Source organism: Sphingomonas sp. KC8, from assembly GCF_002151445.1.
Taxonomy (GTDB): domain Bacteria; phylum Pseudomonadota; class Alphaproteobacteria; order Sphingomonadales; family Sphingomonadaceae; genus Sphingomonas_E.
In genome coordinates, this window is the sequence record NZ_CP016306.1 from 690,205 (window position 1) to 716,738 (window position 26,534).

A 26,534-nucleotide genomic window follows, 5' to 3' on the forward strand; every position below is an offset into this window, starting at 1 on the left:
CCGGTTCACGCCGGGGCCTTTCTTTTTGTCTGCCGTTGATGGGGGGTGATCAGGCGCCGCGCTTGATCAACTTGAAGAAGCCATAGGATGGATCGGACGGGCCGGGCTTGCCGATCTTGGCGCCTTCCAGGAACGGATGTTCCAGATCGATGATCGACGGCGAGTGGATGTTCGCCCAATCGGCCACGATCGCGCGGTGGAGGAACTTCCACTTGCCATCACGCCTGGCATATTTGTCGAAATAACGCCCGCCGACGAGCACATCGATCCGCCCTTCGGGCATCTTCGCGCGGTGGAGCGCGAGCAGATAGACCTCACCTTCCGCATAGTCCCCGTCGATCGCCAGGTTGATCGTCGTCACATTGTGATGGAGGATTTCCATCGGCGCCTGAATTTCGGGCAGCTTGTCGATGAACTCCATCGCCGGCCCGCAGAACATCGCGCCATGATCGTCGATCGCATCCTCATGATATAGCGTGCGCAGCTTTTCATGATCGTGACGATCGGACGCCTGACAGTAAGTGGTGATGAGTTGGCGGATTTCCTCGCGATCCAGCAAATCCCGCAGCCGCGCTTCCATGTCGCTCATTAGCCGTCTCCAAAATAGAAAAACCTCCCCCCGGCAGGGCCGGAGAGAGGTTTCAGATCATTCAGCTTATATCTTAGAAGCGAACACCGGCAGTGATGCCGTACGTCCGCGGATCCGGATAATAAGCTACCGTCAGGCCACCAAAGCTGGGGCCGAAATCGATGAAGTTGGTCGGGTTGTTTTCCTTGAACAGGTTCTTCACCCACAGCGAGAACTGCGCATTCACGCCGCCCAGCGGAACATCGGAGACAACACCACGCAGGTTCACGATGGTGCGGCCCTGCGACAAGGTGGTCTGCGCCGTCTGATCGGATGCGCCCGGAGCACGAAGCGCATAGGGGTAGGTATAATATTTATCGACATAGTTCAGATCGGAAACAAGGTTGAACTTGCCCCAATCGCCTTCAGTCACCTTCCAGTCGACACCGATCGACGCCGAATATTTGGGCGTGTGCGGGAAAGCGCGGTTGTTGGCGACCTGCTGACCGGCATCGATGAACGACTTATACTTGGCGTCGAGGATCGCGAACGACGCATTGACCGTAAGAAACTCCGCCGGGCGGGCCATCGCTTCAAGCTCGACACCGCGAATGCGCGCAGCACCGGCATTTTCCACCACCGAAGCCGCCGCGCCCGAACCGCGGAACACGGCCAGCTGGATGTCCTTATGTTCGTCCCAGAACGCCGCGACGTTTAGCTGAAGCTTGTTGTCCAGCATACGCGACTTGAAGCCGATTTCGTAGCTGTCGACCTTTTCGGGCTTGTAGGGGAAGCAAACCTCGGTCGCACCGGACGGACAAGCCGCAGTCGGTGCCGCGACTTCGTTGGTTTCGCCGTTATAGCCACCCGACTTGAAGCCCTTGGCATAACGCGCATAGACGTTGACGCGATCAGTGATCTCGTACCGGATCGTCGCGGCGGGGCTGAGGTTGTTATACTTTGCGTCCGGCACTTCGCCATAATCGACGTCGATGAAGGGCGTTCCACCATTCAGCGCCAGGAAGCGCTTGATGTCCTTCTTTTCGTGATTGTAGCGAAGGCCGCCGGTCAGCACGAGCTTATCGGTGACGCTGAAATCGACCTGTGCGTAAGCCGCATAGGCTTCCGTGTGCGATCCATAGAATGAATCATAGTTCGCCGTGTGGAAGAAGAAGCTCTGCGGGTTGTCCGTCTCGGCCTTGTCCTTGAAGTAATAGACGCCAGCGACATATTTCAGGCGATCATCCAGTGTCGCGCCGGAAATCTGAAATTCCTGACTGAACGAACGATATTTGGTGTTGCGCTGCGTCAGTGCGATATCGAGCGGCGAGCCATCGAGATCGAGATTGTCGTTGAACTTGAGCTTGCGATAAGCGCTGATCGATTTCAGCGTCGCCGAGCCGAGGTCCAGCGTAGCCGTCAGCGCATGGCCCTGCGTGCGCGTCTTTTCGTACACATCGCCGTCGATGCTGCCCGTGCTCTGCCGATCCTTGTTGGCGAAGAGATAGAGCGGGATACCGGAATAGCCGCTTCCCGGTACACCCGGTAGCGCTGCGGCGTTGGGATCGAAGATATCACCCGGCCCACCATTGCGATTGACCTGGTACAGCTGCGCATAATCGGGCCGCTGGTTGTAGTTGGTATAATCATACGCATAATCGAGCGTCAGATTTTCCGTTGGCGCCGCGCGCAACTGGACCATGAAGCTCTGATTATCGAGATCGTTGGTATCCTTGATCTGCGGCGGGGTGAAACCGGTGACCGGATCAATCCGGGTGAACCCGTCCCGCTTCTGGATCTGGCCGGACAGCTTGGCCGAGAAAATGCCCATCTGGGGCAGATCGAGGACGGCCTTGGCCTTCCAGTAATCGAAATTGCCATACGTGATTTCAGCCGAACCACCCAGTTCGCCCGATGGCTTCTTGGTGACGAGGTTCACCGCGCCGGCCAGCGTGTTGCGGCCGTAGAGCGTGCCCTGCGGCCCGCGCAGCACTTCGACGCGTTCCAGATCGGCGATATCGAAGATCGAACCCTGCGCCTTGGCGATATAGACGCCATCGACATACAGGCCGACCGCCGGTTCCCAGGTGATCGACGGGTTGATCGTCACCGAACCGCGGATCGCGATCTGGGTGATCGTCTTGTTCGACGGTGCGCGTTCGATCTTCATGTTCGGGGCGATCGAACCAAGCTGGTCGATCGAACTGATGTCGCGCGCCTTCAGGAAGTCCGCATTGACCGCCGAAATCGCGATCGGCACCTGCTGCACGTTTTCGGCGCGCTTCTGCGCGGTGACGACGATATCTTCCAGGCCACTGCTGGGTGTCGCGGCCTCCTGCGCGAACGCCGGCGCCGATCCGAGCATCATCGTAAGCGCGAGAACGCTCGCCCCACGGTTGAAACGGGTGATATGCATTGCAGACTTCCTCCCAGAAGGTTCGATCAGGCCGTCGTTGCGGCAGTGATATTGGCGGCGTGGTCATGGCGACCGCGTCCGCAGAAACGATCGATCGCGTCGCCATCGGCCCGGCCGAAGGCGGCGATATCGTCCGATAAAAGGCCATCGAGTGCGGCCACCGCGCGCTGGGTGGCCGGGCGCCCCTGCCCCGCATCAAACCAACGGCGCAGCGCCGGAAAGCGCTGCCAGGCGGATTTGTCCTGCAACAGCGGAAAGATGGTATCGGCCGTCCGGATCCACGGCCAGGTCGCCACATCCGCCAGGCCATATTCGTCGCCGGCGACATTGGCGCTTTCCGCCAGCCGCTTGTCGAGTACACCGAATAGCCGCGCGACTTCGCTTTCGTACCGGCGCACGCCATATGCCCGATCGGCTTCGGGGGCATAGCGGCAAAAGTGCGTATACTGGCCGAACATGGGGCCGATCGATGCCGTTTGCAGCATCAGCCACGACATGGCGCGCGACCGTTGCTGAACATCCGCCGGGATCATCCGGCCTGACGCTTCCGCCAGATAGAGCAAGGCGGCCGCGCTTTCGAACACGGCAAACGGCGCCGCCCCACGATGATCGATCAGCACCGGAACCTTGTTGTTGGGGCTGATCGCCAAAAAGGCTGGATCGAACTGCTGGCCGGCGAACACATCCACATGGCGCAGCCGGTAATCAAACCCGCACTCTTCCAGCATCAGGACGAGTTTGAGCACGTTCGGGCTGCTCATGCCGAGGACTTCGAACATCAGCCAGCCTTCCGGCTTGCGTGCATCTCCTCTGCACGCGCCTTCAGCGCGATCGCGGTATCGTCAAAAGCCCGCTTCACCCAATCGCCGCAGAACCGCATCACATGCGTGCCATTGTCCTGAAAGAAGGCATCCGTGCTGATGTAGGAACAACGATCATCACCCAGTGGCTCGATGATCTGGTCGCGCCGGGCGGGATAAGGCCAGATTTCCATATAAGGCAATTCCCACGAAATCAGCCGTTCCGGTTCGATCGCGCAGATATATTCGACGTTGGGAACGATCTGGCCGGGCATGGTGTAGCTAGCCAGTTTCATGTTCACGGCCGCGCCCATTTCGAGCTTGCTGTCGCATTCGACGCAGAACGGGTTCCATGCCTTGTAGGCGGCAAAGTCAGTGAGAATTTCCCAGACGATGCTGGCGGGGGCGTCGATTTCAATGCGTTCGGATCGCACGATATTCGCGGGATCGAGAGCCATTCCGTCCGTCTGGGCCACATCCATACTCCTGCAAATCAACCGCCCTTCTTGTCACCATCGCAACGGGGCGTTCGCCGCTGTGTTGCAGCCACAGCCCGGGCGCGTCAATGGCCGCTTACGCAAAGTAACGTTGCAGAAGGGACAAAACACCAACTTGCGGACCGAGTGTTGCGGATTTGCCATTCATATGGCCATCGCTTCACGCAATCGCCCCTTCACGATTTGGGCGTGAAGCGCGCGATCAGATCGAAATCCGTGCCCGGGAATATCTGCCGAACATGGGTGACATCGGCATCGCCGCGCCATGTTCGCCGTTCGACCGCCAAACATGCAATATGCAACGGCACATCGAGCAAACCGGCAATCCGATCATCGGCGTTGATCGCAGCGATACGATGTTCCGCTTCGGTCCACGGCACGGCATCGAGCAACCAGGTTCCCGGCGGGATCGCACTGAAATCGGCATCTGCCGCGGCTGGCGCAACCGCCAGACTGATCAGCCGTTCTTCCAAACCGAACGGTCGATCATCCGCCATGTGCAGGCATTCGAGCGCCAGCAGCTCACCGCCATCGGCCAGTTGCCCTTCATAAGCGCGCTGCGGGTTGGCCCGTCGGCGCTGCCGCGACAAGAGTTGCAGGCCGTATTTCCGGCCACGCGCCTCCACCTCGGCGCGGATGTCCGGAACGGCGAGCACCGGGGCATGGACGCGCGGTTCGGCCACGAACGAGCCACCACGCCGCCGGCGAACGATCAGCCCGACATCAACCAGCGCGGCGATCGCCTTGTTCACCGTCATCCGCGAACAGGCAAATTCGGCCATCAGTTCATGTTCGAACGGAATGCGGTGCCCTGGCGGCCATTCGCCGGACAGGATGCGCTGTTCGATATGCGCGCGAATTTTTCGATTGAGCGTCGTCATGTCATAAGCAGGCGTTGCAGGACCATGCAGTAGCGCGAAACCACCGCCGCACGGGCGTGATGGACGCCGCCCGTAACGACTTTGCGACCACCGCGCCATACGGCGTCGATTGCGTGACGGCCGGATGCAAACAGAAAACTGTCAAGCAGGGCATCGCCTTGCCGGCCAATCAGCCCGACATGATCGGGATCAAGCGTCGCCCAATCGGCTGGCGCGCCGACCTTGAGGCCGGCCTCCACGCCCAGCGCCTGCGCCCCGCCTTTCAATGCCCCGTCGAACAAAGCGCGGCCGTTGAAACCGCCTTCATCGGCGATCACATTGCGCGCGCGATGGTGGAGGCGCTGGCCATATTCGAACAGGCGCAGTTCATCAGCCATATCGATCGCGACATTGGAATCCGTGCCGATCCCCCATGCCCCGCCGGCGGCGCGATAATCAATCGCGGGAAACAGCCCGTCACCCAAATCCGCCTCTGTGATCGGGCAAATACCGGCCACCGCACCTGACCGCGCCAGCGCGTGCGTTTCATCCGCCGTCATATGGGTGGCATGGACCAGACACCAGCGCCCATCCACCGCGACATGATCGAACAGCCATTCGACCGGACGGCGCCCGCTCCAGGCGACACAGTCCTCCACTTCGCGCACCTGTTCGGCGATATGGATGTGGATCGGGTTGCCGTTGGCCAGCGGCAGGATTGCCGCCAGCGCATCGGGTGTCACGGCGCGCAGGCTGTGCGGCGCGACGCCGACCAGCGCATCGCCCAGCGGGGCAACGACGTGCCGGCTCGCTTCGATCAGCCGGGCATAGCTGTCCGGCGTCGACAGAAAACGCGCCTGCCCGTCACCGGCGGGAACGCCACCAAATCCCCCTTGCGCATAAAAGACCGGCAGCAAGGTCAACCCGATCCCCGCCGTGCCCGCAGCGGCCGCAATCCGCGCACCCATTTCGGCCGGATCGGCAAAGCACTGCCCGCCGAAATCGTGGTGCAGATAATGAAACTCGCCCACGCGGGTGAAGCCGGCCTCCACCATCTCGACGAAGGCCAGCGCCGCAATTGCCTCGACATCATCGGGCGTCAGCCGGCCAACGAAACGATACATCCATTCACGCCACGTCCAAAAACTATCGGCGCCCGGACCGCGCTTACCCGTCAGCCCGGCCATCGCACGCTGGAAGGCATGGCTGTGCAGGTTCGCCATGCCCGGCAGGCCGATCGCGGCGCGCTCGTCACGCGGCTGCGCCGATACGCCGGTATCGATGCAAGCGATGCGCCCCGCCGCCGTTTCGATCCGCACGTCATGCGCCCAGCCATCCGGCAACAAAGCGGTGCGAAAATGGATTGCCGGCAATTGCTCCACTGGACAGCCTCCCTCGTTCGTGAATATGTATAGACATTATCACGGCCGAGAGGAAGGGACTCAGATCGATGCAATATGATCGCATCTGGCGGAACGCCCGCCTCGCCACGCTCGCGCCGAACACGCCCGGATTGGGCGAGGTGGACAACGGCATCATCGCCTGTCGCGATGGGATCATCCAATATGCCGGCCCTGCCGCCGATGCCCCGTCGGGGATCGACGCGGCCGAGATCATCGATTGCCAAGGCCGCTGGATCACGCCCGGCCTGATCGATTGCCACACCCACCTCGTTCATGGCGGCGATCGCGCGCACGAGTTCGAATTGAGGCTGGCCGGTGCCTCTTATGAAGAGATTGCGCGAGCAGGCGGCGGCATCGTTTCCACGATGATGGCGACACGCGCGGCGAACGAGGCCGAACTGGTCGCCTCCGCCCTCCCCCGCCTCGACGCGCTGATCGGCGAAGGTGTCACGACGGTTGAAATCAAGTCGGGCTACGGCCTCGCGCTCGATCAGGAACGCAAGATGCTCCGCGCGGCCCGCGCCCTGGGGGATCAGCGCGCGGTGACGATTGCCACCACCTTCCTCGGCGCGCACGCGCTGCCGCCTGAATTTGCCGGCGACGCCGATGGCTATGTCGACCATATCGTCGCCGACATGATCCCCACGATCGCCGCCGAAGGGCTGGCCGATGCGGTGGACGCCTTTTGCGAAGGGATCGGTTTTTCGCCCGTGCAGGTCGCCCGCATATTTGCAACGGCACGCGTGCATGGCCTGCCGATCAAGCTGCATGCGGAACAGCTTTCCAATCTGCATGGCGCGGCGCTCGCGGCCGAATATGGCGCGCTGTCGGCCGATCATCTCGAACATCTCGACGACGCCGGGGTTGCGGCGATGGCGCACAGCGGAACGGTGGCGGTGCTGCTGCCCGGCGCCTTTTATTTCATGCGCGACACCACATTGCCACCGGTCGCTGCATTGCGTGCCGCCGCCGTGCCGATCGCACTGGCAACCGATTGCAACCCCGGCACATCGCCGCTGACGTCACCACTGCTCGCCATGAACATGGCCGCCACGCTGTTCCGCCTCACCGTGCCCGAATGCATCGCCGGGATGACCCGCGAAGCCGCCCGCGCGTTGGGGATCGCCGATCGCACCGGCACGCTGGAAGCCGGCAAGGCCTGCGATCTGGCGATCTGGAACATCGAGCGGCCGGCTGAACTTGTTTATCGCATGGGGTATAACCCGCTCCATGCCCGCATCTGGAGAGGGCAATGACCGAGATCATCCTGAACGCCGGGAACGCCTCGCTTGCCGACTGGCGTGCGATTTATCGAGGCGCGAACGCGCGGCTCGACCCGGCGACGGCCCCGGCCATCGCCGCGAGCGCGGCGGCGATCGAACGCATCTTGGCACGCGGCGCGCCGGTTTATGGCATCAACACCGGCTTTGGGAAGCTGGCCAGCGTCCGCATCGAAAGCGACGATCTGGCAACACTCCAGCGCAATATCGTGCTGAGCCATGCCGCCGGCGTCGGCGATCCGATGCCGGTGCCCGTCGCCCGGCTGATGATGGCGCTCAAGCTCGCCAGCTTCGCGCACGGCGCATCGGGCGTCCGGCCGGAAACCGTGGCGATGCTGGAAACGATGCTGGCGCGTGGATTGACCCCGCTAATCCCGGCGCAAGGATCGGTCGGCGCAAGCGGCGATCTGGCCCCGCTGGCCCATATGGCGGCGGCGATGATCGGCGTGGGCGAGATCATCGTCGATGGCGCGCGCGTTCCAGCGGATAAGGCACTGGCGGGGGCCGGCATCGCCCCCCTCGCCCTTGGCCCCAAGGAAGGGCTGGCGCTGCTCAATGGCACGCAATTTTCGACGGCCTATGCGCTCGCCGGCCTGTTCGAGGCGGAAAATCTGTTCCGATCGGCGCTGATCACCGGTGCACTATCGACCGAAGCCGCCAAGGGTTCCGACGCGCCGTTCGATCCCCGCATCCACCAACTGCGCCGCCATGCCGGCCAGATCGCGGTCGGTGATGCGTTGCGTGGCTTGATGAGCGGGTCGGCGATCCGCGCCTCGCACCTCGAAGGCGATGCGCGCGTGCAGGACCCGTATTGCTTGCGCTGCCAGCCGCAGGTGATGGGCGCGGTACTCGATCTGCTCCGTCAGGCCGGAACCACATTGGCCACCGAAGCCAATGGCGTGTCGGATAACCCGCTGATCTTCGCCGATACCGATGAAGCATTGTCGGGCGGGAACTTCCATGCCGAACCCGTCGCCTTCGCCGCGGACATGATCGCACTGGCGATCTGCGAGATCGGATCGATCGCCGAACGGCGGATTGCGATGTTGGTAGACCCGGCCTTGTCGGGCCTTCCGGCCTTCCTCACCCCGCATCCCGGCCTCAACTCGGGTTTCATGATCCCGCAGGTGACGGCGGCGGCGCTGGTTTCGGAAAACAAGCAGCGTGCCTATCCGGCCAGCGTCGATTCCATCCCGACATCCGCCAACCAGGAGGATCATGTATCAATGGCGGCGCACGGCGCGCGCCGACTGATGGCAATGGCGGAAAACGCCTGCAACGTGATTGCGATCGAATATCTCGCGGCCGCGCAAGGGTGCGACTTCCATGCGCCCCTGCAATCCAGCGAACCACTGGAGGCCGCCCGCGCCCTGCTGCGCGCCAGGGTGCCGACTTTGCAGAACGACCGGCATTTCCACCCCGATATGATGGTTGCCGCCACGCTGGTGCGCGATGAACATCTGAACCGACTGGCAAATCTGCCGGGGCTGGCATGACCGATTGGCTGGAAATTCGTCGCGGCGATGGTCCGCTGATCATCAGCCTGCCGCATACGGGAACGGACATCCCGGCGGAGATCGAGGCGACACTGCCGTCCGCCTGGATCGCCCGCAAGGACGCCGACTGGTGGGTTGACCGGCTCTACGCCTTTGCGCGCGACATGGGGGCGACGACGGTGCGCACCCGGCTGTCGCGCACCGCGATCGACGTCAATCGCGATCCAGCGGGCGTGTCGCTTTATCCCGGCCAGACGACAACCGGATTATGCCCGGTGGAGACGTTCGATGGCGAACCGCTTTACGGTCCGGGTCAGGCGCCGGATGAAACCGAAATCGCCCGCCGCCGCGCGGCCTATTTCGCTCCCTATCATACCGCACTGACGGCCGAAATCGCTCGGCTGCGCGCCATCCATCCCGCGATCGTCGTCTATGACGCACATTCGATCCGCAGCCATGTGCCACGCCTGTTCGATGGTGAACTGCCCCAATTCAACATCGGCACATATGACGGCGCCAGTTGTGCGCCTGCCCTGACCGCAGCGGTTGAAGCCGCTTGCGACGCATCGCCGTTCAGCCGTGTCACCAACGGCCGGTTTCGCGGTGGCTGGATCACCCGCCATTATGGCGCGCCCGCCAACGGGATCCACGCAATCCAGATGGAACTGGCCTGCCGGGGCTACATGGATGAGCCGGCCGACCCCGCATCACCCGACAACTGGCCCCCGCCGTTCGACGACGCCCGTGCCGCGCCATTGCGGGCCGCACTCGAACGCATCCTTTCTGCCTGCATCGCCTTTGCCAAGGACCCAGCATGACCCGCCTCGACAATAGCCGCATCATCCGCCCCGCAACCGGCACCACGCTTTCCGCCAAAAGCTGGCTGACAGAGGCCCCGTTGCGGATGCTGATGAACAACCTCCATCCCGATGTCGCCGAGCGGCCGGAGGAACTGGTGGTCTATGGCGGCATCGGCCGCGCCGCGCGCGACTGGGAAAGCTATGACCGGATCGTCGAGACGCTGAAACGGCTGGAGGACGATCAAACCCTTCTCATCCAATCGGGCAAGCCGGTCGGCGTGTTCCGCACCCATGCCGATGCGCCGCGCGTGCTGCTGGCCAATTCCAACCTCGTCCCCCATTGGGCGAACTGGGAGCATTTCCACGAGTTAGACGCCAAAGGACTGGCGATGTACGGCCAGATGACCGCCGGGTCATGGATCTATATCGGTAGCCAGGGCATCGTTCAGGGCACCTACGAAACTTTCGTCGAAATGGGCCGCCAGCACCATGGCGGCGATCTATCGGGCAAATGGCTGCTGACGGCGGGCTTGGGCGGCATGGGTGGCGCGCAGCCGCTGGCCAGCGTGATGGCCGGCGCATCCTGCCTTGCCATCGAATGCCAGCCATCGCGGATCGAAATGCGGCTGCGCACCGGCTATCTCGATCATGCCGCCAGTACGATCGACGAAGCGATGGCAATCATCGAACGCGCCTGCGCCGACAAGAAAGCCGTATCGGTCGGCCTGCTCGGCAATGCCGCCGAAATCCTGCCGGAGATGTATCGCCGTGGCATCCGCCCTGATCTGCTGACCGATCAGACATCGGCGCATGACCCGGTCAACGGCTATCTTCCCGCCGGCTGGTCGCTGGAACAATGGGCAACGATGCGCGAACGCGATCCCGCCGCCGTCACCGTCGCCGCCAAGCAATCCATGGCGGTCCATGTTCAGGCGATGCTGGATTTTCAAGCAGCGGGTGTACCGACCGTCGATTATGGCAACAATATCCGTCAGATGGCGCTGGAAACCGGTGTTGCCAACGCATTTGATTTCCCCGGTTTCGTGCCCGCTTATATCCGGCCCTTATTCTGCCGCGGAATCGGCCCGTTCCGCTGGGTGGCGCTATCCGGCGATCCCGAAGACATCGCCCGCACCGATGCCAAGGTGAAGGAACTGATCCCCGACAATCCCCACCTTCACAACTGGCTGGATATGGCGGCCGAACGGATCCAGTTTCAGGGCCTGCCCGCACGCATCTGCTGGGTCGGCCTTGGCGATCGCCACCGGCTGGGCATGGCCTTCAACGAAATGGTGGCGAGCGGCGAACTCAAGGCCCCGATCGTCATCGGCCGTGATCATCTCGACAGCGGATCGGTCGCCAGCCCCAATCGCGAGACGGAGGCGATGGCCGATGGATCGGATGCGGTGTCCGACTGGCCGTTGCTCAACGCCCTGCTGAACACCGCATCGGGCGCGACCTGGGTGTCGCTGCATCATGGCGGCGGCGTCGGCATGGGCTTTTCGCAGCATTCGGGCATGGTGATCGTCGCCGACGGCACCGAGACCGCCGCGCGCCGGCTGGAACGCGTGCTGTGGAACGACCCGGCGACAGGCGTGATGCGTCACGCCGACGCCGGCTACGCCATCGCCCGCGATTGCGCCCGCGAACAGGGACTGGATCTGCCCGGCATTCTGTAAAAGGCCTACGGCTTCTCGCGCTCTACCGCCGCAAGGCGACAAGCGCGAGGAGCAGCCACCCGCCGATCATCGCGATCCCGCCAAGCGGCGTCACCGCACCCAGCCAGCGCGGGGCGCCGAAAGCCATGGCGTAGAGCGTTCCCGAAAACACCAGCGCACCGACCAGCATCAACAGGGCCGGCATCCGTCCGCGCGGCAGGCCGTGAATGGCAAGCGCGGCGGCGGCATGGACCAACTGATAGGTAGCCCCCGTCCGCAACCATTCCACCGCCTTGCCCGATGCACCATGCGCGCCGAACGCGCCTGCCGTCACCGCCATCGCGCCCGAAAGCCCGGCCAGCGCGGCAACCCATCCCATCCGCTTCACGCCCGCTCATTTCCTTCCATTGGATTGTTGGGACCGAACATCATATCCTTGGCGGTATGCAGGTCCCCCGATTTGCTCTGCATTTCGAGGCGGATCGCATCGCGATCACGATATTCGCGCTCGACCCGGTTGATCTCGTCCAACTCGACCCCCACCGCTTCCAGCGCCTTGCGGCCCATCAGCACGGCGGATTCAAACATTTCGCGCACGCTGCCCGCGATATCGAGGCCATCCAGGCGGATCAGCGAGCGCCGATCATAGGCCCGCACCAGGACTGCGGCCTGCGGGAAGGTATCCAGCGCCGATTTCAGCCCTTCCTTGTCGAGCAAGCGATCATCGACGCAGTAGATGATCGCGCGCGCCTTATCGGCCCCCGCCTGCCGCAAAAGATCGAGCCGACGGCCATCGCCATAATAGACCTTCATGCCGAAACCACTGCTGCGGTCGATCGTCTCGGGCTGATTGTCGATCACCGTCACGTCGATCGATTTCGCCATCAGCATCTGCGCCACCGTCTGGCCGAACCGGCCATAACCGACGAGGATCGCGGTTCCTTCGGGCCGATCGGCCGGTCCTTCCATGTCTTCGCGTGGAGCAGGCTCGCCGGTGAAGCGCCGGGATAGCATCATCAGGAACGGTGTCGTCGCCATCGACAGCGTGACCACCGCGCCAAACAGGCTGGCCGCTTCGGGGGCGATCAACTGTGCACTCTGGGCCTGCCCGAACAGTACGAACGCGAATTCGCCCCCCTGGCTGAGCAACAGTCCCAAGGCAAAGGCCTGCCGGGTCGCAACGCCAAACAGCCGCGCCAGCCCGAAAATGACGCCAGTCTTGATGATCACCACGGCCGCCGCCAGCGACAGCACGAACAGCGGCCGGGTCGCGATCGCGTTCAGGTCCAGCATCATGCCGACCGCGATGAAGAACAGCCCGAGCAGCAAGGTGCGGAATGGTTCGACATCCGCCTCCAGTTCATGCCGGTAAGGCGAATCCGCCAGCATCACGCCCGCGATAAAGGCGCCCAGCGCCGTCGACAGGTGCAGCGCCTCCATCACGGCGGCGGCGGCCAGCACGGTGAACAGGCCGGCGGCGACGAACAGTTCGCGCTCGCCCAGTCCACCGATCAGCCGGAACAGCGGGTTGAGGATGTAGCGCCCGGCCAGCACCAGCCCGATGATCGCCCCAACCGTATACACCGCAAGCAGCCAGCCCGGCGGCGCCGACGCATCTGCCGGCGCACGCGACAGCGCCGCAATGATCGTGATCAGTGGAACGATCGACAGATCCTGAAACAACAGGATCGAAAAGCTTTTTTCCCCGAACGGCGTGTTCAGCCGCCCGGCGGAACGCAGCATCGGCAGTACCTGCGCAGTCGATGACAAGGCCAGCGGCAGGCCGAGCGCCAGTACCGCCGCAGTCGAAAACTCCGTCGAAACACTCAAAAATGCCGCCAGCGCGACACCGCACAGCACCACCTGCGCCAGCCCCAGCCCAAAAATGTCGCGGCGCAGGCGGAGCAGACGGCTCGGGTGCAAATCCAGCCCGACAATGAACAGCAGCAGGACGATGCCCAGTTCGGCGATCCCCAGCTTGCTTTCGGCATCGCCGACAAGGCCCAAACCCTGCGGGCCGATCAACGCCCCGGCAACCAGATAGCCCAGCACCGCGCCCAGACCGAGCCTGCGAAACAGGATGACCAGCACCAGCCCCGCACCCAGCAGCACAACGCCGTCGCGCACCAGCAATGTGGTGACATGTTCCTCGGTCATGCGGCAGGCTCGGACATGCTGACGGCAATGGAAGCCGCTTCCGCCACGGCTTCGAACGCCAGCCGGATCGACGCGTGCCGCGCCGGATATGGACGTGCCGGGACAAAGATCGCCAGCCCCGGCCAATCGCCGGGATCGTCGCGATCACCAGCCAGAAACGCCGTCAGCGTATCGCGCGCCCCGACGAGTTCATCCACGCTCCGGCCCAGCGCATGGGCCGCCATCAGGGATGCGGACGCCTGGCCAAGGGCGCAAGCGCGCACCTCCTGCCCCAACGCCACGATCCGGCCGGTCGCATCCACCCGCACATCAACGGTTACCCGGCTGCCACACACCGGCGATCGCCGTTCGACGCTTGCCTGTGGATCTTCCAGACGATGCTGATGCGGAATGGCCGTTGCCAGCCTCAATATCTCATTATTGTACAGTGCGGCGGCCATACCCGCCGTTTAAAGGCCGGCGCGCCGACACAACACCCCTAAAGCGTCAAATTATCGCTTGTCCGCTCGCTTTTCTCCGGCGCCACCATTTTTGCTGCGCATTTCGACGAAATCGACGATCGCGCGACTGCTGGCATTGAGTAGCGGAAAGGTACGCGAATCCCGCATCCATTCCGGCCGTTCCGACGAAGCGCCACTAATCACATCGCTTGCCAAATTTGCCGCCAGGAACAGCAACGCGGCAAGGATCAACCCTTTGACCCCGCCAAAACCGAAGCCAAGCACGCGATCAACCGGGCCAAGCACCGATTGCCGTGTCTGCTGCCCCATCCGCGCGGCCAGCAATTTGCCGGTTACGAACACGGAGATGAAGATCAGCGCAAAAGCCAGCACCGCGGCCCCCATGTGCGTACCCACCGGCGCCGCCAGCCATTCGGTAACAGGTCCGTGGGCGATTTTCACCGCGATGATAGCGGCCACCCAGGCAAACAGCGACAGCATTTCGGCGACGAAGCCGCGCAAACCACCCATTACGGCGCCGCCCCCCATCAGAATGAGGACGATGATATCAAGTGCGGTGAGGTTCATGGCACTGTCTGCTAGTCGCGCCCCAGCAGGTGGTCAACGAGCGCGCCCAGCGTACCGAAGGCAGACAGGCGAATGTCGCCCCCTTCCAGACCCGGCGACACCAATCCGCGTCGGAAGCCAAGCTTGGCCGCCTCCTTCAAGCGCAACGCACCATGGGCCACCGGGCGGATTTCGCCGGATAGGGACACCTCGCCAAACGTTACCGAATCCGCCGGCACGGGTCGTTCGGCAAGCGCGGAAATCAACGCTGCCGCCACCGCCAGATCGGCGGCGGGATCGGACAGGCGATAGCCGCCAGCGACATTCAAATAAACTTCGGCGGTGGAAAAGCTCAGCCCGCACCGCGCCTCCAGCACCGCCAGGATCATCGCCAGCCGGCCTGAATCCCAGCCGACCACCGCGCGCCGCGGCGTCGCGCCGCTGGCCAGCCGCACTACCAGCGCCTGAATTTCGACGAGTACCGGCCGCGTGCCTTCCATCGCAGGAAATACCGTCGCCCCCGCCATTTCGTCCCCCCGATGGGTCAGGAACAGGGCACTGGGATTGGAAACCTCGTCCAGCCCCTGTTCGGCCATCGAAAACACACCGATTTCGTCGGTCCCGCCAAAACGGTTCTTGATCGCGCGCAAGATGCGATACTGGTGGCTGCGCTCGCCTTCGAAAGCGAGCACGGTATCGACCATATGTTCCAGCACGCGTGGCCCGGCGATGCTGCCATCCTTGGTGACATGGCCAACCAGAATTAGCGCGGTACCACGTTCCTTGGCGAACCGAATCAGTTCATGCGCCGATGCGCGGACCTGACTGACCGTGCCGGGCGCGCCTTCGATCAGGTCCGAATGCATGGTCTGGATCGAATCGATCACCAGCAAGGCGGGCGGTGCGCCCTGCCCCAAAGTCGTCAGAATGTCGCGGACCGACGTGGCCGATGCCAGCTTGACCGGGGCCATCCCCAGCCCCAGCCGCCGCGCGCGCAAGCGCACCTGATCGGTCGCTTCCTCACCCGAAATATACGCGATCTCGCGTCCCGCCAGCGCCAGCTTTGCCGCCGCCTGCAACAACAAGGTGGATTTACCGATCCCCGGATCCCCGCCGATCAGCGTGGCCGACCCCGCCACCAGCCCGCCACCCAGTGCACGATCGAATTCGGCGATGCCCGTCGCCATGCGGGGGGGCAGCGCGATATCCGCATCAAGCCCCAGCATTTCGAACGACCGGCCCCCCGTGCGCAGGTCATGCCTGGCCGAAAAGACGGTGACATTGGACAATTCTTCGGACAGCGTGTTCCATTCGCCGCAATCGACACACTGCCCCTGCCACTTCGTCGTGGCACTTCCGCACGCCTGGCAGACATAACGCTTCTGGGGCTTGGCCATAAGGCTCCCGATCCTGAACAGACCGGGAACATAGCCAAGCCCTATGCCCGGCGCAATGCCGTCAGTCGACGAACAGGAGCGCCGGCGTTTCGACGAGCCGTTTTACCGCCTGAACAAAGCTGGCCGCATCCCACCCGTCGACGACGCGGTGATCGCAGGAAATGGACAGGTTCATCAGCTTGGCGACCGCAATTTCGCCATCGCGGATCACCGGCCGCTCGACCACCTTGTTCGGGCCGATGATCGCCACTTCCGGCCGGTTGATCACCGGGGTCGTGGCAATCCCGCCGAGAGGCCCAAGCGAGGTGACAGTCAGTGTCGAACCCGACAGTTCCTCCGACTTCGCCTTGCCGGTGCGTGCGGCATCGGCCAGCCGCTTAATCTCCGCGGCAAGCTGCCAGACGTTGCGGCTTTGGGCATCGCGGATCACCGGCACCATCAGCCCCGCGTCCGTCTGCGCAGCCATGCCAAGATGGACGGAGCCGTAGCGCGTCACCACGCCCGCTTCGTCATCATAGCGTGCGTTGATCATCGGAAATTCCGGCAATGCCTTGCAGATCGCGACGATCAGCAGCGGCAGCATCGTCAGCTTGGGCCGGTCGCCGCGCGTCGCATTCAGGTCAGCGCGCAGATCTTCCAGCTTGGTGACGTCGAATTCCTCGACATAGGTGAAATGCGGGATGTGGCGCTTGGCTGCCGCCATATTTTCGGCAATGCGGCGGCGCAGACCAATCACCTTCACCACTTCGTCCGGCCGCGTTCCGCCGGCCGGGCGATAGCCCTGATTGTAGGTGAGGAATGCGTCGAGATCGGCATGGCGCACACGATCGCCCTGCGCGGATTTCACCGATGCCAGATCAATACCCAGATCTTTTGCCCGCTGGCGCACGGCCGGCGATGCGAGGGTTCGTGGGGCAGCGCCTTTCGCGGCGTTTGGGGGCGGCGCTGATGCCGGTACTGATGGCGATGGAGCAGGCGGCGCGGAAGGCTCGCTGCGCTCGCTACCTACTCCAGGCCCCTCTTGTTCAGGCAAGGGAGCAGGAGCGGATGTCATCTCAGGCGCAGCCTCTTCTTCGCCATCAGCCTCAAACACCGCCAGCACCGCGCCGATGGCGATCATATCGCCCGCCGCTCCGGCAATTTCGAGGACCTTGCCGGCAACCGGCGCCGTCATTTCCACTGTCGCCTTGTCGGTCATCACGTCGGCGAGGGGCTGATCCTCCTCGACAACGTCACCCACCGCGACGTGCCAGGCGACGATCTCCGCCTCGGCAATGCCTTCGCCAATATCCGGCAGTTTGAACGTGAAGCGTGCCATGATCGATCCTCAATCCCGCAAGACGCGCTTGAGCGCTTCGTTGAGGCGCACCGGCCCCGGAAAATAGGCCCATTCCAACGAATGCGGATAGGGCGTGTCCCAGCCCGTCACACGCTCGACCGGCGCTTCGAGATGATGGAAACAATGTTCCTGAACGAGTGCGGACAATTCCGCGCCGAAGCCCGATGTCTTGGTCGCTTCGTGAACGACGACGCAGCGCCCCGTCTTTTTCACTGATGTTACAATGGTTTCAATATCGAGCGGCACCAGCGTGCGCAGGTCGATCAGTTCGGCGTCGATCCCTTTGTCGGCGATCAGGGCCGCGGCGACATGAACCATCGTGCCATAGGCCAGCACGGTCACATCATCGCCCGGGCGCACCACCGCCGCCTTGCCCAGCGGCACGCGATAATAGCCCTCGGGAACCGCGCTTGTCGGATGCCTGGACCAGGGCGTGACCGGACGATCATAATGGCCATCGAACGGGCCATTATAGATGCGCTTGGGTTCAAAGAAGATCACCGGATCATTATCCTCGATCGCCGCGATCAGCAGGCCCTTGGCGTCATAAGGATTGGACGGGACCACCGTCTTCAGCCCGGCAACATGGGTGAAAATCCCCTCGGGCGATTGCGAGTGCGTCTGCCCGCCGAAAATGCCGCCGCCAAAAGGCGACCGCACCGTGATCGGTGCCGTGAACTCGCCAGCCGAACGATAGCGCAGCCGCGCGGCTTCGGAGACAATCTGATCAAGCGCGGGATAGATATAATCGGCGAACTGGATTTCGGGCACCGGGCGCAGGCCGTAAGCGCACATGCCAACGGCCACGCCGATGATGCCGCATTCGGTGATCGGCGTATCAAACACGCGGGTCTTGCCGTAGCGAGCCTGCAACCCTTCGGTCGCCTTGAAAACGCCGCCGAAATAGCCGACATCCTCGCCCATCACGACAATATCCCTGTCGCGATCCATCATCACATCCAGCGCCGAATTGATCGCCTGGATCATGTTCATCGTCTTGGTCGCGTCGGTCATATCCCGGCCGCCTTGCGTTCGGCCGCCATCTGATCGCGCTGGTCCTGCAAGTGGCGGGGCATTTCTTCGAACACATCCTCGAACATGGTGTCGAACGGCTGTTTCAGGCCATCGTGAAGGATGCCGAGTTTCTCCGCCTCCTTCTGCGCGGCGCGCACTTCTTCGGCCACGTCCTTGTCCATCGCGGCGTGGCGATCCTCATCCCAGGCGCCGATCGCAATCAGGTGGCGCTTCAGCCGGGCGATTGGATCACCCAGCGGCCATTTCACATTTTCCTCGGCAGACCGGTATTTGGTCGGATCATCCGACGTCGAATGGCCTTCGGCGCGATAGGTGAAATGTTCGATCAGCGTTGGCCCATAATTGTTGCGGGCACGCTCTGCCGCCCATTCGGTCGCGGCATAGACGGCGAGGATATCGTTGCCGTCCACCCGCAGGCCGGCAATGCCATAGCCCACCGCCCGCGCGGCGAAGGTGGTCGCTTCGGCCCCGGCAAAGCCCGAGAAGGACGAAATCGCCCACTGATTGTTGATGACGTTCAGGATGACGGGCGCGCGATAGACGCTGGCAAAGGTGAGCGCGGAATGGAAATCCCCCTCGGCGGTCGATCCTTCGCCACACCAGGCCGCCGCGATCCGCGTATCGCCCTTCGCCGCGCTCGCCATCGCAAAGCCCACCGCCTGCGGATATTGCGTGGCGAGATTGCCCGAGATCGAGAAGAAATTGGCGCCGCGCGCCGAATACATGATCGGCATCTGCCGGCCCTTCAGCCGATCGCCCTGGTTCGAATAGATCTGACACATCATGTCAAACAACGGCCAGTCGCGCGCGATCAGGATGCCCTGCTGGCGATAGCTGGGGAACACCATGTCATCGCGGTCCAGCGCATAAGCCGCCGCGACCGCCGTCGCCTCTTCGCCGGTACACTTCATGTAGAAGCTGGTCTTGCCCTGCCGCTGGGCGCGATACATCCGATCATCGAACGCACGGGTCAGCGCCATATGGCGCAACATCCGCACCAGCCGTTCCGGTTCGAGTTTGGGATCCCACGGACCGACCGCGCGGTCCTGATCATCGAGCACGCGAACCAGGGTATAGGCATGGCCGGTCATCGCCGCCGGAGCGCTGTCGATTTCGGGCCGCATGACCGATCCGGCCGCCGGTATATCGAAATCGCCAAAGTCCACGCTGTCGCCCGGCCGGAATTTCGGTTCCGGCACATGCAGGCTCAAGGGGCGCAGATTGCGCCGCCCGGTTTCGCTGCTCATCCTCATCCAGTCCCATGTGCGGGTCGGGATCCGACACGCTCTGGAGCCATCGTTTCCCCTCTCCGTCACGCCGTCAAGCGGGCCAGATAATTATTATCAGAATTTGTAATATAATTACATTGCGGCCGGAAAAATCCGCATTCCGTCTCTGCAAAATGGCGTTGACGCGACAGCCACGCCACCACCCATCCGTCCGCTATCGCACCATGCGCCGCGAATCGCCGACACTCATTCGCGGATAGGCAGGTGGCAAACCGCCTCGATTCCTCCGCCATCGCGGTTACGCAGCGCCAGCGTACCGCCATGTTCCTGCGCAATCGACCGGGCGATCGTCAGCCCCAGCCCGATCCCGCCCGTTTCACGATTGCGCGATGGATCGCCCCGTTCGAACGGGTGGAACAGGCGTTCGATCTGATCCTCGGGCAAGCCCGGGCCGCGATCGGCCACGACGACGATCGCCTGATCGGCTTCCCGGTGCAGCGACAATTCCACCGGCCCACCATAAGTGACGCCATTATCGATCAAATTCTGAAAAAGCCGGGCCAGCGCCAGCCGATCCCCACGGATATGGAGAGGCGCAATCGCACCCGTCTTCACGGGGCGGCCCATATCGGCTTCGTCCTGCGCAAGCCGGGTGAGCAAGGCGCCCAGATCGACATCCGTTGCATCGCGGCTACGGGTCGTGCCGCGCACGAAGCCGATCGTGGCCGCGATCATCGCGCGCATCTGTTCGATATCTGCCTGAACCTTGTCGCGTACCGGATCCGGCGCCGCTTCGATGCGAAATGCAATGCGGGCAAGCGGCGTGCGCAGATCATGGGCGATCGCACCGATCATCGCCGTCCGTTCGGATACATAAGCCAGCAATCGTTCCTGCATCAGGTTCAGCGCATGGGCGGTCTGCCGCAATTCGGTCGGTCCCTCCTCCGTCACACGCGGCGCAAGCGGATCATTTCCCATCCGTTCGGCAGCATCGGCGAAACGACGGATCGGCCGGGTCAAACGCCGGGCGAACCACCAGGCAAGCGGCAGCAGCGCCAGGGCCGATATGGCGAACCACAACAGCATCCGTTTTTGCCAGGCCGCGATCAACGGGCGCGGGCGTGTCTTGACGATGCGCCAGCCATCTTCGGTTTCCACCCCGGCGATCACCGTATTGAAGAAGATCGGTTCGCCCCGCCGCATCGGCACCAGCCGATCGCGATGACGCCGGCGATCGTCGCCGAAAGACGCCCGCTGATCCGCTTCGAAATAAAGATGGACGCGATCGACCGGTGCGCCAAGCCGTTCGGCCAGCCTGTGGGTGAACGCCGGATCGCTGGTCATGCCATCGTCGGGCTGCGGCGGTGTTGGCGAACGGCGGACAAGCAGCAGGCGTTCGCGCTGGCCGCCTTCCCCCCGATCCCCCGAAAGCGCGTCTGCCACATCGCCCAGGCGGTTGAAATCAGGCCGCGGCGGATCCATCACCACAAACAGCGCCATCGTCACCACTTGCGATGCGGCGAGACTGGCCAGCACCAGCAGAAGCGTCTGCCAGAAGATCGGCAGGCCCCGCGACGGCCACAGCTTCATTCGTCCAATACCCTGAGCGCGAACATATAGCCTTCGTTGCGGATCGTGCGGATCGGATCGTCCGGCCCCAATTTCTTGCGCAGCCGGCTGATCGTCACGTCGATCGCGCGATCGAACACGTCGCTGTCCAGCCCTTTGCCATGTTCGATCAGCTGATCGCGCGTCAGTACCCGCTGCGGCCGATCCAGAAACGCGTTGAGCGTACGAAATTCGGCGTCGGTCAACGGCGCCGCCGGATGGCCAAGGCGGCCGACGCTGCGTTCGACGATATCCAGCGTCCAATCGCCGAACCGGCGAACCGGGCCGGTCGGCCCGCCCGATTGTTCGGCCCGTCGCCGCAATACCGCCCGCACGCGTGCCAGCAGCTCGCGCGGATTGCAGGGCTTGGGCAGATAATCATCCGCGCCCACCTCCAGCCCGATGATCCGGTCGGTATCCTCGCCCATCGCGGACAGCATGATCACGCCCGGTCCACCCGGCTTGCGCAGGCGGCGCAGGATCGACAGCCCATCCTCGCCAGGCATCATCAGATCGAGCACCACCAGATCGAAACGACGCTCGGCCATCAACGCGTCCATTTCGGCACCGTTGCCGGCGCTTGCGACATCCATGCCGTTCGAACTCAGGAAATCGGCAATCAGCGTGCGCAGATCGGCATCATCATCGACAACGATGATGCGGGGGGCCGTCTCACCCATCATTTTTTCTCCACAGCCGCACCGGCCGGCGGCAGGGCGATACAATTCTGCGCAGCCGCCTGCGCCGGTGTCGCGGGCAGGCTGTGCAGGGTCAGAAATCCGGCTTTCGCCGGGTCGAGCGCGGTGAAACGCTGGATCGCCGCCGATCGAAATTCGGCCAGGGTGATACCCCGGTTGAAATCCTCATCCGCGGAAATCACCGGCTGGGCAATGTTCAGCGACGACCAGCGCCCAGCACCCAGCGGATCGCCATAGGCAGGGGCGTCCTTCGGCTTTTTCCTGCGTTTGCCATCCCTGTCGCCCGGCCGCGCGCCGCGGGCGTAGAGGCGGATTTCCGGGGCGATATCCCGTTCGTACCGGCCCACTTCATCAGGAATGATCTCGCCATCCCCGTCGACATCCAGCACCGCGAAAAAGCGATCCGCGTCCGCACCAAACTCAGCCAGCGTCAGGCGGCCGTCATGATCCTGATCGGCCCTGATGAACCATTCCGTCACCGGATATGGCGCATCCGGGCCGGCGCGAAATGGTTCGCCCATGGGGGCGATGAACAATTGCGGCCCCTTGGGCGGACAAGGGGGCAGCTTGGGCTTCGCCATTGCGGGCGTAGCGACGACAAGGGCCAGTAACAGGCAAAGCCGCTTCATTCGTGCCTCAACGCATCGATGGGGTTGAGCGAAGCCGCCCGCCGCGCCGGGAAATATCCGAAAATCACGCCGATCCCCGCCGAAAAGAAAAAGGCCAGCAGATTGATCTGCGGATCGAAGATGAACGGCACCTGCAAGATCGGGGCAAGCACGATCGAAACGATCAGCGCCAGCGCCAATCCGATCACGCCGCCCAGACAGGCCAGGGCCACCGCTTCGACCAGGAACTGCAACAGCACCTCGCGCCCCACCGCGCCGATGGCGAGGCGAATGCCGATCTCGCGCGTTCGTTCGGTCACGGACACCAGCATGATGTTCATGATGCCGATACCGCCCACCAGCAGGCTGACCGCAGCCACAGCCCCCAGTAGCGCCGTCAGGATCTTCGTCGTCCCCGAAAGCGTGTCGGAAATCTGCTTGGTATCGAAGATGTTGAAGTCATCTTGCTTCGCGCCGGTGATGTTGCGGCGTTCGCGCAGCAATTGCGTAATGGACGCCTGCACGGCGGCGGAATCATACGCGTCATCCACCGAAACCATGATGTTGCGAACATCGCGATTGCCGGTGAAGCGGCGCTGCACGCCCTTGATCGGCATGATCACCACGTCATCCTGATCATTGCCGAACCCACCCTGCCCGCGCGTTTCCAGGGTGCCGATCACTTCGCACGACACATCCTTGATGCGAAAACGCTCGCCAATCGGGTTGTCGCGGCGAAACAGGTTCTGGACGACCGTATTGCCAAGAATGCACACGGCCTTGCCGGCCTGCTCCTCGGCCGGGGTGAAGATGCGTCCCGCGCTCAAATTCCATTGCTGGGCGGTGAAGAAATCGCTGGTCGTGCCGTTGATCGTGGTCGACCAGTTGGCCGCGTTGCGGATCGCCACGCCGGAGGACTGCGCCTGCGGAGCGACCGCGCGCACCCCGGCCACCTGGGTGCGGATCGCGTCGACATCCTGTTCCTTGAAATCGGGCGGCTGCGGCCCGCCGCCGCCACGGCCGAAGCCCTGGCCGGGACGGATCTGGAGGATGTTGGCGCCAAGGCTGGAAATGCTTTGCTGCACCGCCGCCGTCGCGCCGTTGCCCAGCGTGACCATCGTCACAACCGACATCACCCCGATGACGATGCCCAGAATGGTGAGGAATGACCGCAGCAAATGCCGGCGGATTTCCCGAATAGCGAGGATGATCGTCGTTCCCAAGAGACGCAGCGGCCCGCTGGAGCGCTGACGGATTTCGGCTGCGGCGCCGGCCAGTTCGGTTGTGTGCAGGTTCACGCCATCGCCCTTTCGTCGACCCGTTCGACCAGCCCATCCTTGAAATGGACGATCGTGTGCGCAAACGCCGCCATCTCGGCTTCGTGCGTCACCATCAGCACGGTGATCCCGCTGCTGCGGTTGAGATCCGTCAGCAATTCCATGATCTCGATGGATCTTTCGCTATCGAGATTGCCGGTCGGTTCGTCGGCGAGAAGCACGTCGGGATGCGTCACGATCGCGCGGGCGATCGCCACGCGCTGCTGCTGGCCGCCCGACAACTCGGCGGGGGTATGGTCCCACCAATCGGCAAGCCCCACCTTGTCGAGCGCGGCCATGCCCATTTCCCGCCGGACCACCTTGTCCTCGCCACGATACAGCAAGGGCAGTTCGACATTTTCCAGCGCGCTCGTTCGGGCGAGCAGGTTGAACCCCTGGAACACGAAACCGAAATAGCGACGGCGCAGCAATGCGCGCTGATCCCGATCAAGCTGTTCGACATGATGCCCCTTGAACAAAAACTCCCCGCTCGTCGGCACGTCGAGACAGCCAAGGATGTTCATTGTCGTCGACTTGCCCGATCCCGACGGCCCCATCACCGCCACGAAATCGCCCGCCTCGATCGCCAGATCGACGCCTTTCAAGGCCTGAAAAGCGGTTGGCCCGCTGCCGAACGTCTTGGTGACGTTTTGCAGCCGGATCAGCGGTTCACTCACCATCGGCCCCACCTGCCGCCTGACGCGCCGCCTGCCGTTCGGCCCGGCGCTGGGCGCGTTCCTCGGGCGACATGGATTCCCACTGGGCGCGGCGCGCAGCGCGTTCTTCGTCCGACAGGCCGGCTCTATCGCCACGACGATCGCCATCGCCCGTCGATGCCGTTGCCGGAGCCGAAGAGGCCGTGGCCGCCGGAGCGGGTTTGGCAGGTGCAACTGCCGCATCGCGAGGGCCAGCCGTTGGCGCGGCGGCCGGCGCGCTGCTGTTGCCAGCCGCGCCGCCATTCGGGCGATCGCCACCACCCTGCCGCCGTTCGCCACCGCCAGCCTTGTCGCCACGCGGCTCGTTGGTCTGGCCGGCGGCAAGCTGGCCGGTGATGACCTCCATACCTTCCTTGACTTCGCTGCCGGTCACTTCGGTCTGGCTGCCATTGGTATCACCCACCGTGACGCGGATCGGCTTGGGCTTGCCATCTTCGCCGACGATATACACCGTCTGCTGGCTACCCCGGCCGATCGACACTTCCCGCGTGGCGCGGTTGCCCCGGCGCGGCGGCGATGGCGCGAGCACGCTCGTCAATCCGCCACGCTGCCCGCTGCCGGCCGCCCGATCCGGAGAAAAACGCAGCGCCGCATTGGGCACCAGCAGCACGCCATTCTTTTCCATGGTGACGATATCGGCGGTCGCCGTCATCCCCGGCCGCAGCAATTCATCCGGATTGGCGACCGTGAGGCGCGCGACATAAGCGACGACGCTGCTTGCACTGGTCGCACTGGAGGAACTGGACGACGAGGAGGTGTTGGTGGCGTTCGCCCCCAGATCGACCCGTTCGATCGTCGCCGGGAACGTGCGGCCGGGAAACGCATCGACCTGGAAGGTCGCCCTCTGCCCTTTTTGGACCTGGCCGACATCGGCTTCGTCCACCTTCACCTCCAGCCGCATCGCGCTCAGATCCTCGGCGATCTGGAACAGAACCGGCGCGTTGAGCGAGGCGGCAACCGTCTGTCCCGGCTCGATCTGGCGCGACAGCACCACGCCGTTGACCGGCGAGACGATCGACGCCTTGGAGAATTGCGTCTCATCCGAAGACAGCTGAGCGCGGGCCTGCGCCACCTGGGCCTCGGCCGTGCGGACGCCAGCGATCGCGCGGGCATTGTCCGCCCGCGCCGTATCCAGTTCGGTCGCCGACGGCACCTTGCCCCCCGACAGGCGATACACTTCTTCCAGCCGGGCAAGGTTGGCACGGCTCTGCCGCGCGGTTGCCTGGGCCTGCATCACGCCCGCCTGCGCCGAAGCCAAGGCGGCCTTGCTCTGGTTGATCGAATCGCGCAGTCGCGACGTATCGAGCCGGGCCAGCACCTGCCCTTTGGCAACCCGATCATTATTGTCGACATTGACCTCGGTCACCGTACCCGAAAGTTCGGAACCAACGTCCACCTGATTGGTGGGTTGCAGATTGCCGGTGGCCGATACGGTGACGGTCAGATCGCCGCGCCGCACGGCCTGCGTCGCGTAATTGACGTCCGCGCCGCTCGGCCCGAACAGCTTGAAACCGATCCACAGCAGGATCAGCACCCCCAGCCCGATCGCGCCCCATTTCAGCAGGCGGCCATATTTCGACGGCGGTTCCACGCCCAGAAATTCATCGATGTCGGATGGCGTGGTGGTCATGGTCGGCTGGTCCATC

At 63.4% G+C, this 26,534-nt stretch carries 24 protein-coding genes; 4 read left to right on the forward strand and 20 right to left on the reverse strand.

Going from position 1 to position 26,534, the window contains the following annotated elements; translation table 11 throughout:
* Window positions 1-49: 49 nt before the first annotated feature.
* The 6 genes from KC8_RS03195 to KC8_RS03220 all read right to left on the reverse strand — a co-directional run bounded on the left by KC8_RS03195 (window position 50) and on the right by KC8_RS03220 (window position 6,523).
* Entirely contained in the window at window positions 50-589 is a 540-nt protein-coding gene (locus tag KC8_RS03195) for a nuclear transport factor 2 family protein (protein ID WP_029624466.1), read from the reverse strand.
* Window positions 590-662: 73 nt separating this feature from the next.
* The gene (locus KC8_RS03200; RefSeq protein WP_010125051.1) at window positions 663-2,984 is read right to left on the reverse strand and encodes a TonB-dependent receptor; all 2,322 of its coding nucleotides are present in this window, start codon (window positions 2,982-2,984) and stop codon (window positions 663-665) included.
* A 26-nt stretch (window positions 2,985-3,010) separates the two neighbouring features.
* Entirely contained in the window at window positions 3,011-3,763 is a 753-nt protein-coding gene (locus KC8_RS03205) for a glutathione S-transferase C-terminal domain-containing protein (RefSeq protein ID WP_010125050.1), read from the reverse strand.
* Entirely contained in the window at window positions 3,763-4,266 is a 504-nt protein-coding gene (locus KC8_RS03210; protein ID WP_010125048.1) for an SRPBCC domain-containing protein, read from the reverse strand. The genes KC8_RS03205 and KC8_RS03210 overlap by 1 nt, the downstream gene beginning before the upstream one ends.
* Before the next feature lie 191 nt (window positions 4,267-4,457).
* A complete protein-coding gene (gene hutC / locus KC8_RS03215) occupies window positions 4,458-5,162 on the reverse strand; it encodes a histidine utilization repressor (protein ID WP_010125046.1) in 705 nt (234 codons plus the stop codon).
* Complete coding sequence (locus KC8_RS03220) at window positions 5,159-6,523, reverse strand: formimidoylglutamate deiminase (protein WP_010125045.1); 1,365 nt, start codon at window positions 6,521-6,523, stop codon at window positions 5,159-5,161. Before KC8_RS03220 ends, hutC begins: the two co-directional genes overlap by 4 nt.
* A gap of 68 nt (window positions 6,524-6,591) precedes the next feature.
* On the opposite strand from KC8_RS03220, the gene hutI reads away from it, so the two are divergent.
* Genes hutI through hutU form a run of 4 tightly spaced genes read left to right on the forward strand, consistent with a single transcriptional unit; the run spans window position 6,592 to window position 11,799 of the window.
* Window positions 6,592-7,800 (forward strand): imidazolonepropionase, encoded by a 1,209-nt coding sequence (gene hutI, locus KC8_RS03225; RefSeq protein ID WP_010125044.1) that lies wholly within the window; start codon window positions 6,592-6,594, stop codon window positions 7,798-7,800.
* Window positions 7,797-9,320, forward strand: coding sequence for a histidine ammonia-lyase (gene hutH, locus KC8_RS03230; protein WP_010125043.1), 1,524 nt, complete (start codon window positions 7,797-7,799; stop codon window positions 9,318-9,320). The genes hutI and hutH overlap by 4 nt, the downstream gene beginning before the upstream one ends.
* Entirely contained in the window at window positions 9,317-10,138 is an 822-nt protein-coding gene (gene hutG / locus KC8_RS03235) for an N-formylglutamate deformylase (RefSeq protein WP_010125041.1), read from the forward strand. Before hutH ends, hutG begins: the two co-directional genes overlap by 4 nt.
* The gene (gene hutU / locus KC8_RS03240; protein ID WP_010125039.1) at window positions 10,135-11,799 is read left to right on the forward strand and encodes a urocanate hydratase; all 1,665 of its coding nucleotides are present in this window, start codon (window positions 10,135-10,137) and stop codon (window positions 11,797-11,799) included. The genes hutG and hutU overlap by 4 nt, the downstream gene beginning before the upstream one ends.
* Window positions 11,800-11,821: 22 nt before the next feature.
* Here hutU and KC8_RS03245 read toward each other — a convergent pair whose 3' ends face one another.
* From KC8_RS03245 to KC8_RS03310, 14 genes are all read right to left on the reverse strand, one after another.
* Window positions 11,822-12,157 carry a DUF423 domain-containing protein gene (locus KC8_RS03245; RefSeq protein ID WP_029624464.1) on the reverse strand — a complete coding sequence of 112 codons (336 nt, stop codon included), beginning with the start codon at window positions 12,155-12,157 and terminating at the stop codon, window positions 11,822-11,824.
* A 5-nt stretch (window positions 12,158-12,162) separates the two neighbouring features.
* Window positions 12,163-13,935 (reverse strand): cation:proton antiporter domain-containing protein, encoded by a 1,773-nt coding sequence (locus KC8_RS03250; RefSeq protein WP_010125037.1) that lies wholly within the window; start codon window positions 13,933-13,935, stop codon window positions 12,163-12,165.
* Window positions 13,932-14,375 carry an iron-sulfur cluster assembly scaffold protein gene (locus KC8_RS03255; RefSeq protein ID WP_010125036.1) on the reverse strand — a complete coding sequence of 148 codons (444 nt, stop codon included), beginning with the start codon at window positions 14,373-14,375 and terminating at the stop codon, window positions 13,932-13,934. Before KC8_RS03255 ends, KC8_RS03250 begins: the two co-directional genes overlap by 4 nt.
* Window positions 14,376-14,426: 51 nt before the next feature.
* On the reverse strand, window positions 14,427-14,963 hold the full coding sequence (locus KC8_RS03260; RefSeq protein ID WP_010125035.1) for a CvpA family protein: 537 nt from the start codon (window positions 14,961-14,963) through the stop codon (window positions 14,427-14,429).
* Window positions 14,964-14,974: 11 nt separating this feature from the next.
* On the reverse strand, window positions 14,975-16,339 hold the full coding sequence (gene radA / locus KC8_RS03265; protein WP_010125034.1) for a DNA repair protein RadA: 1,365 nt from the start codon (window positions 16,337-16,339) through the stop codon (window positions 14,975-14,977).
* Window positions 16,340-16,400: 61 nt separating this feature from the next.
* Entirely contained in the window at window positions 16,401-17,657 is a 1,257-nt protein-coding gene (locus KC8_RS03270) for a dihydrolipoamide acetyltransferase family protein (RefSeq protein ID WP_010125032.1), read from the reverse strand.
* Between the two features lie 9 nt (window positions 17,658-17,666).
* Window positions 17,667-18,671, reverse strand: a complete 1,005-nt coding sequence (locus KC8_RS03275) for an alpha-ketoacid dehydrogenase subunit beta (RefSeq protein WP_010125031.1) — start codon at window positions 18,669-18,671, stop codon at window positions 17,667-17,669.
* Between the two features lie 17 nt (window positions 18,672-18,688).
* On the reverse strand, window positions 18,689-19,960 hold the full coding sequence (locus KC8_RS03280; RefSeq protein ID WP_010125030.1) for a 3-methyl-2-oxobutanoate dehydrogenase (2-methylpropanoyl-transferring) subunit alpha: 1,272 nt from the start codon (window positions 19,958-19,960) through the stop codon (window positions 18,689-18,691).
* A 228-nt stretch (window positions 19,961-20,188) separates the two neighbouring features.
* Complete coding sequence (locus KC8_RS03285; RefSeq protein ID WP_010125029.1) at window positions 20,189-21,532, reverse strand: ATP-binding protein; 1,344 nt, start codon at window positions 21,530-21,532, stop codon at window positions 20,189-20,191.
* Complete coding sequence (locus tag KC8_RS03290) at window positions 21,529-22,230, reverse strand: response regulator (protein ID WP_010125028.1); 702 nt, start codon at window positions 22,228-22,230, stop codon at window positions 21,529-21,531. The genes KC8_RS03285 and KC8_RS03290 overlap by 4 nt, the downstream gene beginning before the upstream one ends.
* Entirely contained in the window at window positions 22,230-22,877 is a 648-nt protein-coding gene (locus KC8_RS03295) for a hypothetical protein (RefSeq protein WP_050805381.1), read from the reverse strand. Before KC8_RS03295 ends, KC8_RS03290 begins: the two co-directional genes overlap by 1 nt.
* Window positions 22,874-24,112, reverse strand: a complete 1,239-nt coding sequence (locus tag KC8_RS03300) for an ABC transporter permease (protein ID WP_029624463.1) — start codon at window positions 24,110-24,112, stop codon at window positions 22,874-22,876. Before KC8_RS03300 ends, KC8_RS03295 begins: the two co-directional genes overlap by 4 nt.
* 38 nt (window positions 24,113-24,150) lie before the next feature.
* Entirely contained in the window at window positions 24,151-24,852 is a 702-nt protein-coding gene (locus tag KC8_RS03305) for an ABC transporter ATP-binding protein (protein ID WP_029624462.1), read from the reverse strand.
* On the reverse strand, window positions 24,842-26,518 hold the full coding sequence (locus tag KC8_RS03310) for an efflux RND transporter periplasmic adaptor subunit (protein ID WP_083831216.1): 1,677 nt from the start codon (window positions 26,516-26,518) through the stop codon (window positions 24,842-24,844). Before KC8_RS03310 ends, KC8_RS03305 begins: the two co-directional genes overlap by 11 nt.
* Between the last annotated feature and the right edge of the window lie 16 nt (window positions 26,519-26,534).

Excerpts from the sequence above, each read along its gene's own strand:
- KC8_RS03195 (WP_029624466.1), bottom strand. The coding sequence starts at position 589 with ATGAGCGACATGGAAGCGCGGCTGCGGGATTTGCTGGATCGCGAGGAA.
- KC8_RS03200 (WP_010125051.1), bottom strand. The coding sequence starts at position 2,984 with ATGCATATCACCCGTTTCAACCGTGGGGCGAGCGTTCTCGCGCTTACG.
- KC8_RS03205 (WP_010125050.1), bottom strand. The coding sequence starts at position 3,763 with ATGTTCGAAGTCCTCGGCATGAGCAGCCCGAACGTGCTCAAACTCGTC.
- KC8_RS03210 (WP_010125048.1), bottom strand. The coding sequence starts at position 4,266 with ATGGATGTGGCCCAGACGGACGGAATGGCTCTCGATCCCGCGAATATC.
- hutC (WP_010125046.1), bottom strand. The coding sequence starts at position 5,162 with ATGACGACGCTCAATCGAAAAATTCGCGCGCATATCGAACAGCGCATC.
- hutI (WP_010125044.1), top strand. The coding sequence starts at position 6,592 with ATGCAATATGATCGCATCTGGCGGAACGCCCGCCTCGCCACGCTCGCG.
- hutH (WP_010125043.1), top strand. The coding sequence starts at position 7,797 with ATGACCGAGATCATCCTGAACGCCGGGAACGCCTCGCTTGCCGACTGG.
- hutG (WP_010125041.1), top strand. The coding sequence starts at position 9,317 with ATGACCGATTGGCTGGAAATTCGTCGCGGCGATGGTCCGCTGATCATC.
- hutU (WP_010125039.1), top strand. The coding sequence starts at position 10,135 with ATGACCCGCCTCGACAATAGCCGCATCATCCGCCCCGCAACCGGCACC.
- KC8_RS03245 (WP_029624464.1), bottom strand. The coding sequence starts at position 12,157 with ATGGGATGGGTTGCCGCGCTGGCCGGGCTTTCGGGCGCGATGGCGGTG.
- KC8_RS03250 (WP_010125037.1), bottom strand. The coding sequence starts at position 13,935 with ATGACCGAGGAACATGTCACCACATTGCTGGTGCGCGACGGCGTTGTG.
- KC8_RS03255 (WP_010125036.1), bottom strand. The coding sequence starts at position 14,375 with ATGGCCGCCGCACTGTACAATAATGAGATATTGAGGCTGGCAACGGCC.
- KC8_RS03260 (WP_010125035.1), bottom strand. The coding sequence starts at position 14,963 with ATGAACCTCACCGCACTTGATATCATCGTCCTCATTCTGATGGGGGGC.
- radA (WP_010125034.1), bottom strand. The coding sequence starts at position 16,339 with ATGGCCAAGCCCCAGAAGCGTTATGTCTGCCAGGCGTGCGGAAGTGCC.
- KC8_RS03270 (WP_010125032.1), bottom strand. The coding sequence starts at position 17,657 with ATGGCACGCTTCACGTTCAAACTGCCGGATATTGGCGAAGGCATTGCC.
- KC8_RS03275 (WP_010125031.1), bottom strand. The coding sequence starts at position 18,671 with ATGAACATGATCCAGGCGATCAATTCGGCGCTGGATGTGATGATGGAT.
- KC8_RS03280 (WP_010125030.1), bottom strand. The coding sequence starts at position 19,960 with ATGAGCAGCGAAACCGGGCGGCGCAATCTGCGCCCCTTGAGCCTGCAT.
- KC8_RS03285 (WP_010125029.1), bottom strand. The coding sequence starts at position 21,532 with ATGAAGCTGTGGCCGTCGCGGGGCCTGCCGATCTTCTGGCAGACGCTT.
- KC8_RS03290 (WP_010125028.1), bottom strand. The coding sequence starts at position 22,230 with ATGGGTGAGACGGCCCCCCGCATCATCGTTGTCGATGATGATGCCGAT.
- KC8_RS03295 (WP_050805381.1), bottom strand. The coding sequence starts at position 22,877 with ATGAAGCGGCTTTGCCTGTTACTGGCCCTTGTCGTCGCTACGCCCGCA.
- KC8_RS03305 (WP_029624462.1), bottom strand. The coding sequence starts at position 24,852 with ATGGTGAGTGAACCGCTGATCCGGCTGCAAAACGTCACCAAGACGTTC.
- KC8_RS03310 (WP_083831216.1), bottom strand. The coding sequence starts at position 26,518 with ATGACCACCACGCCATCCGACATCGATGAATTTCTGGGCGTGGAACCG.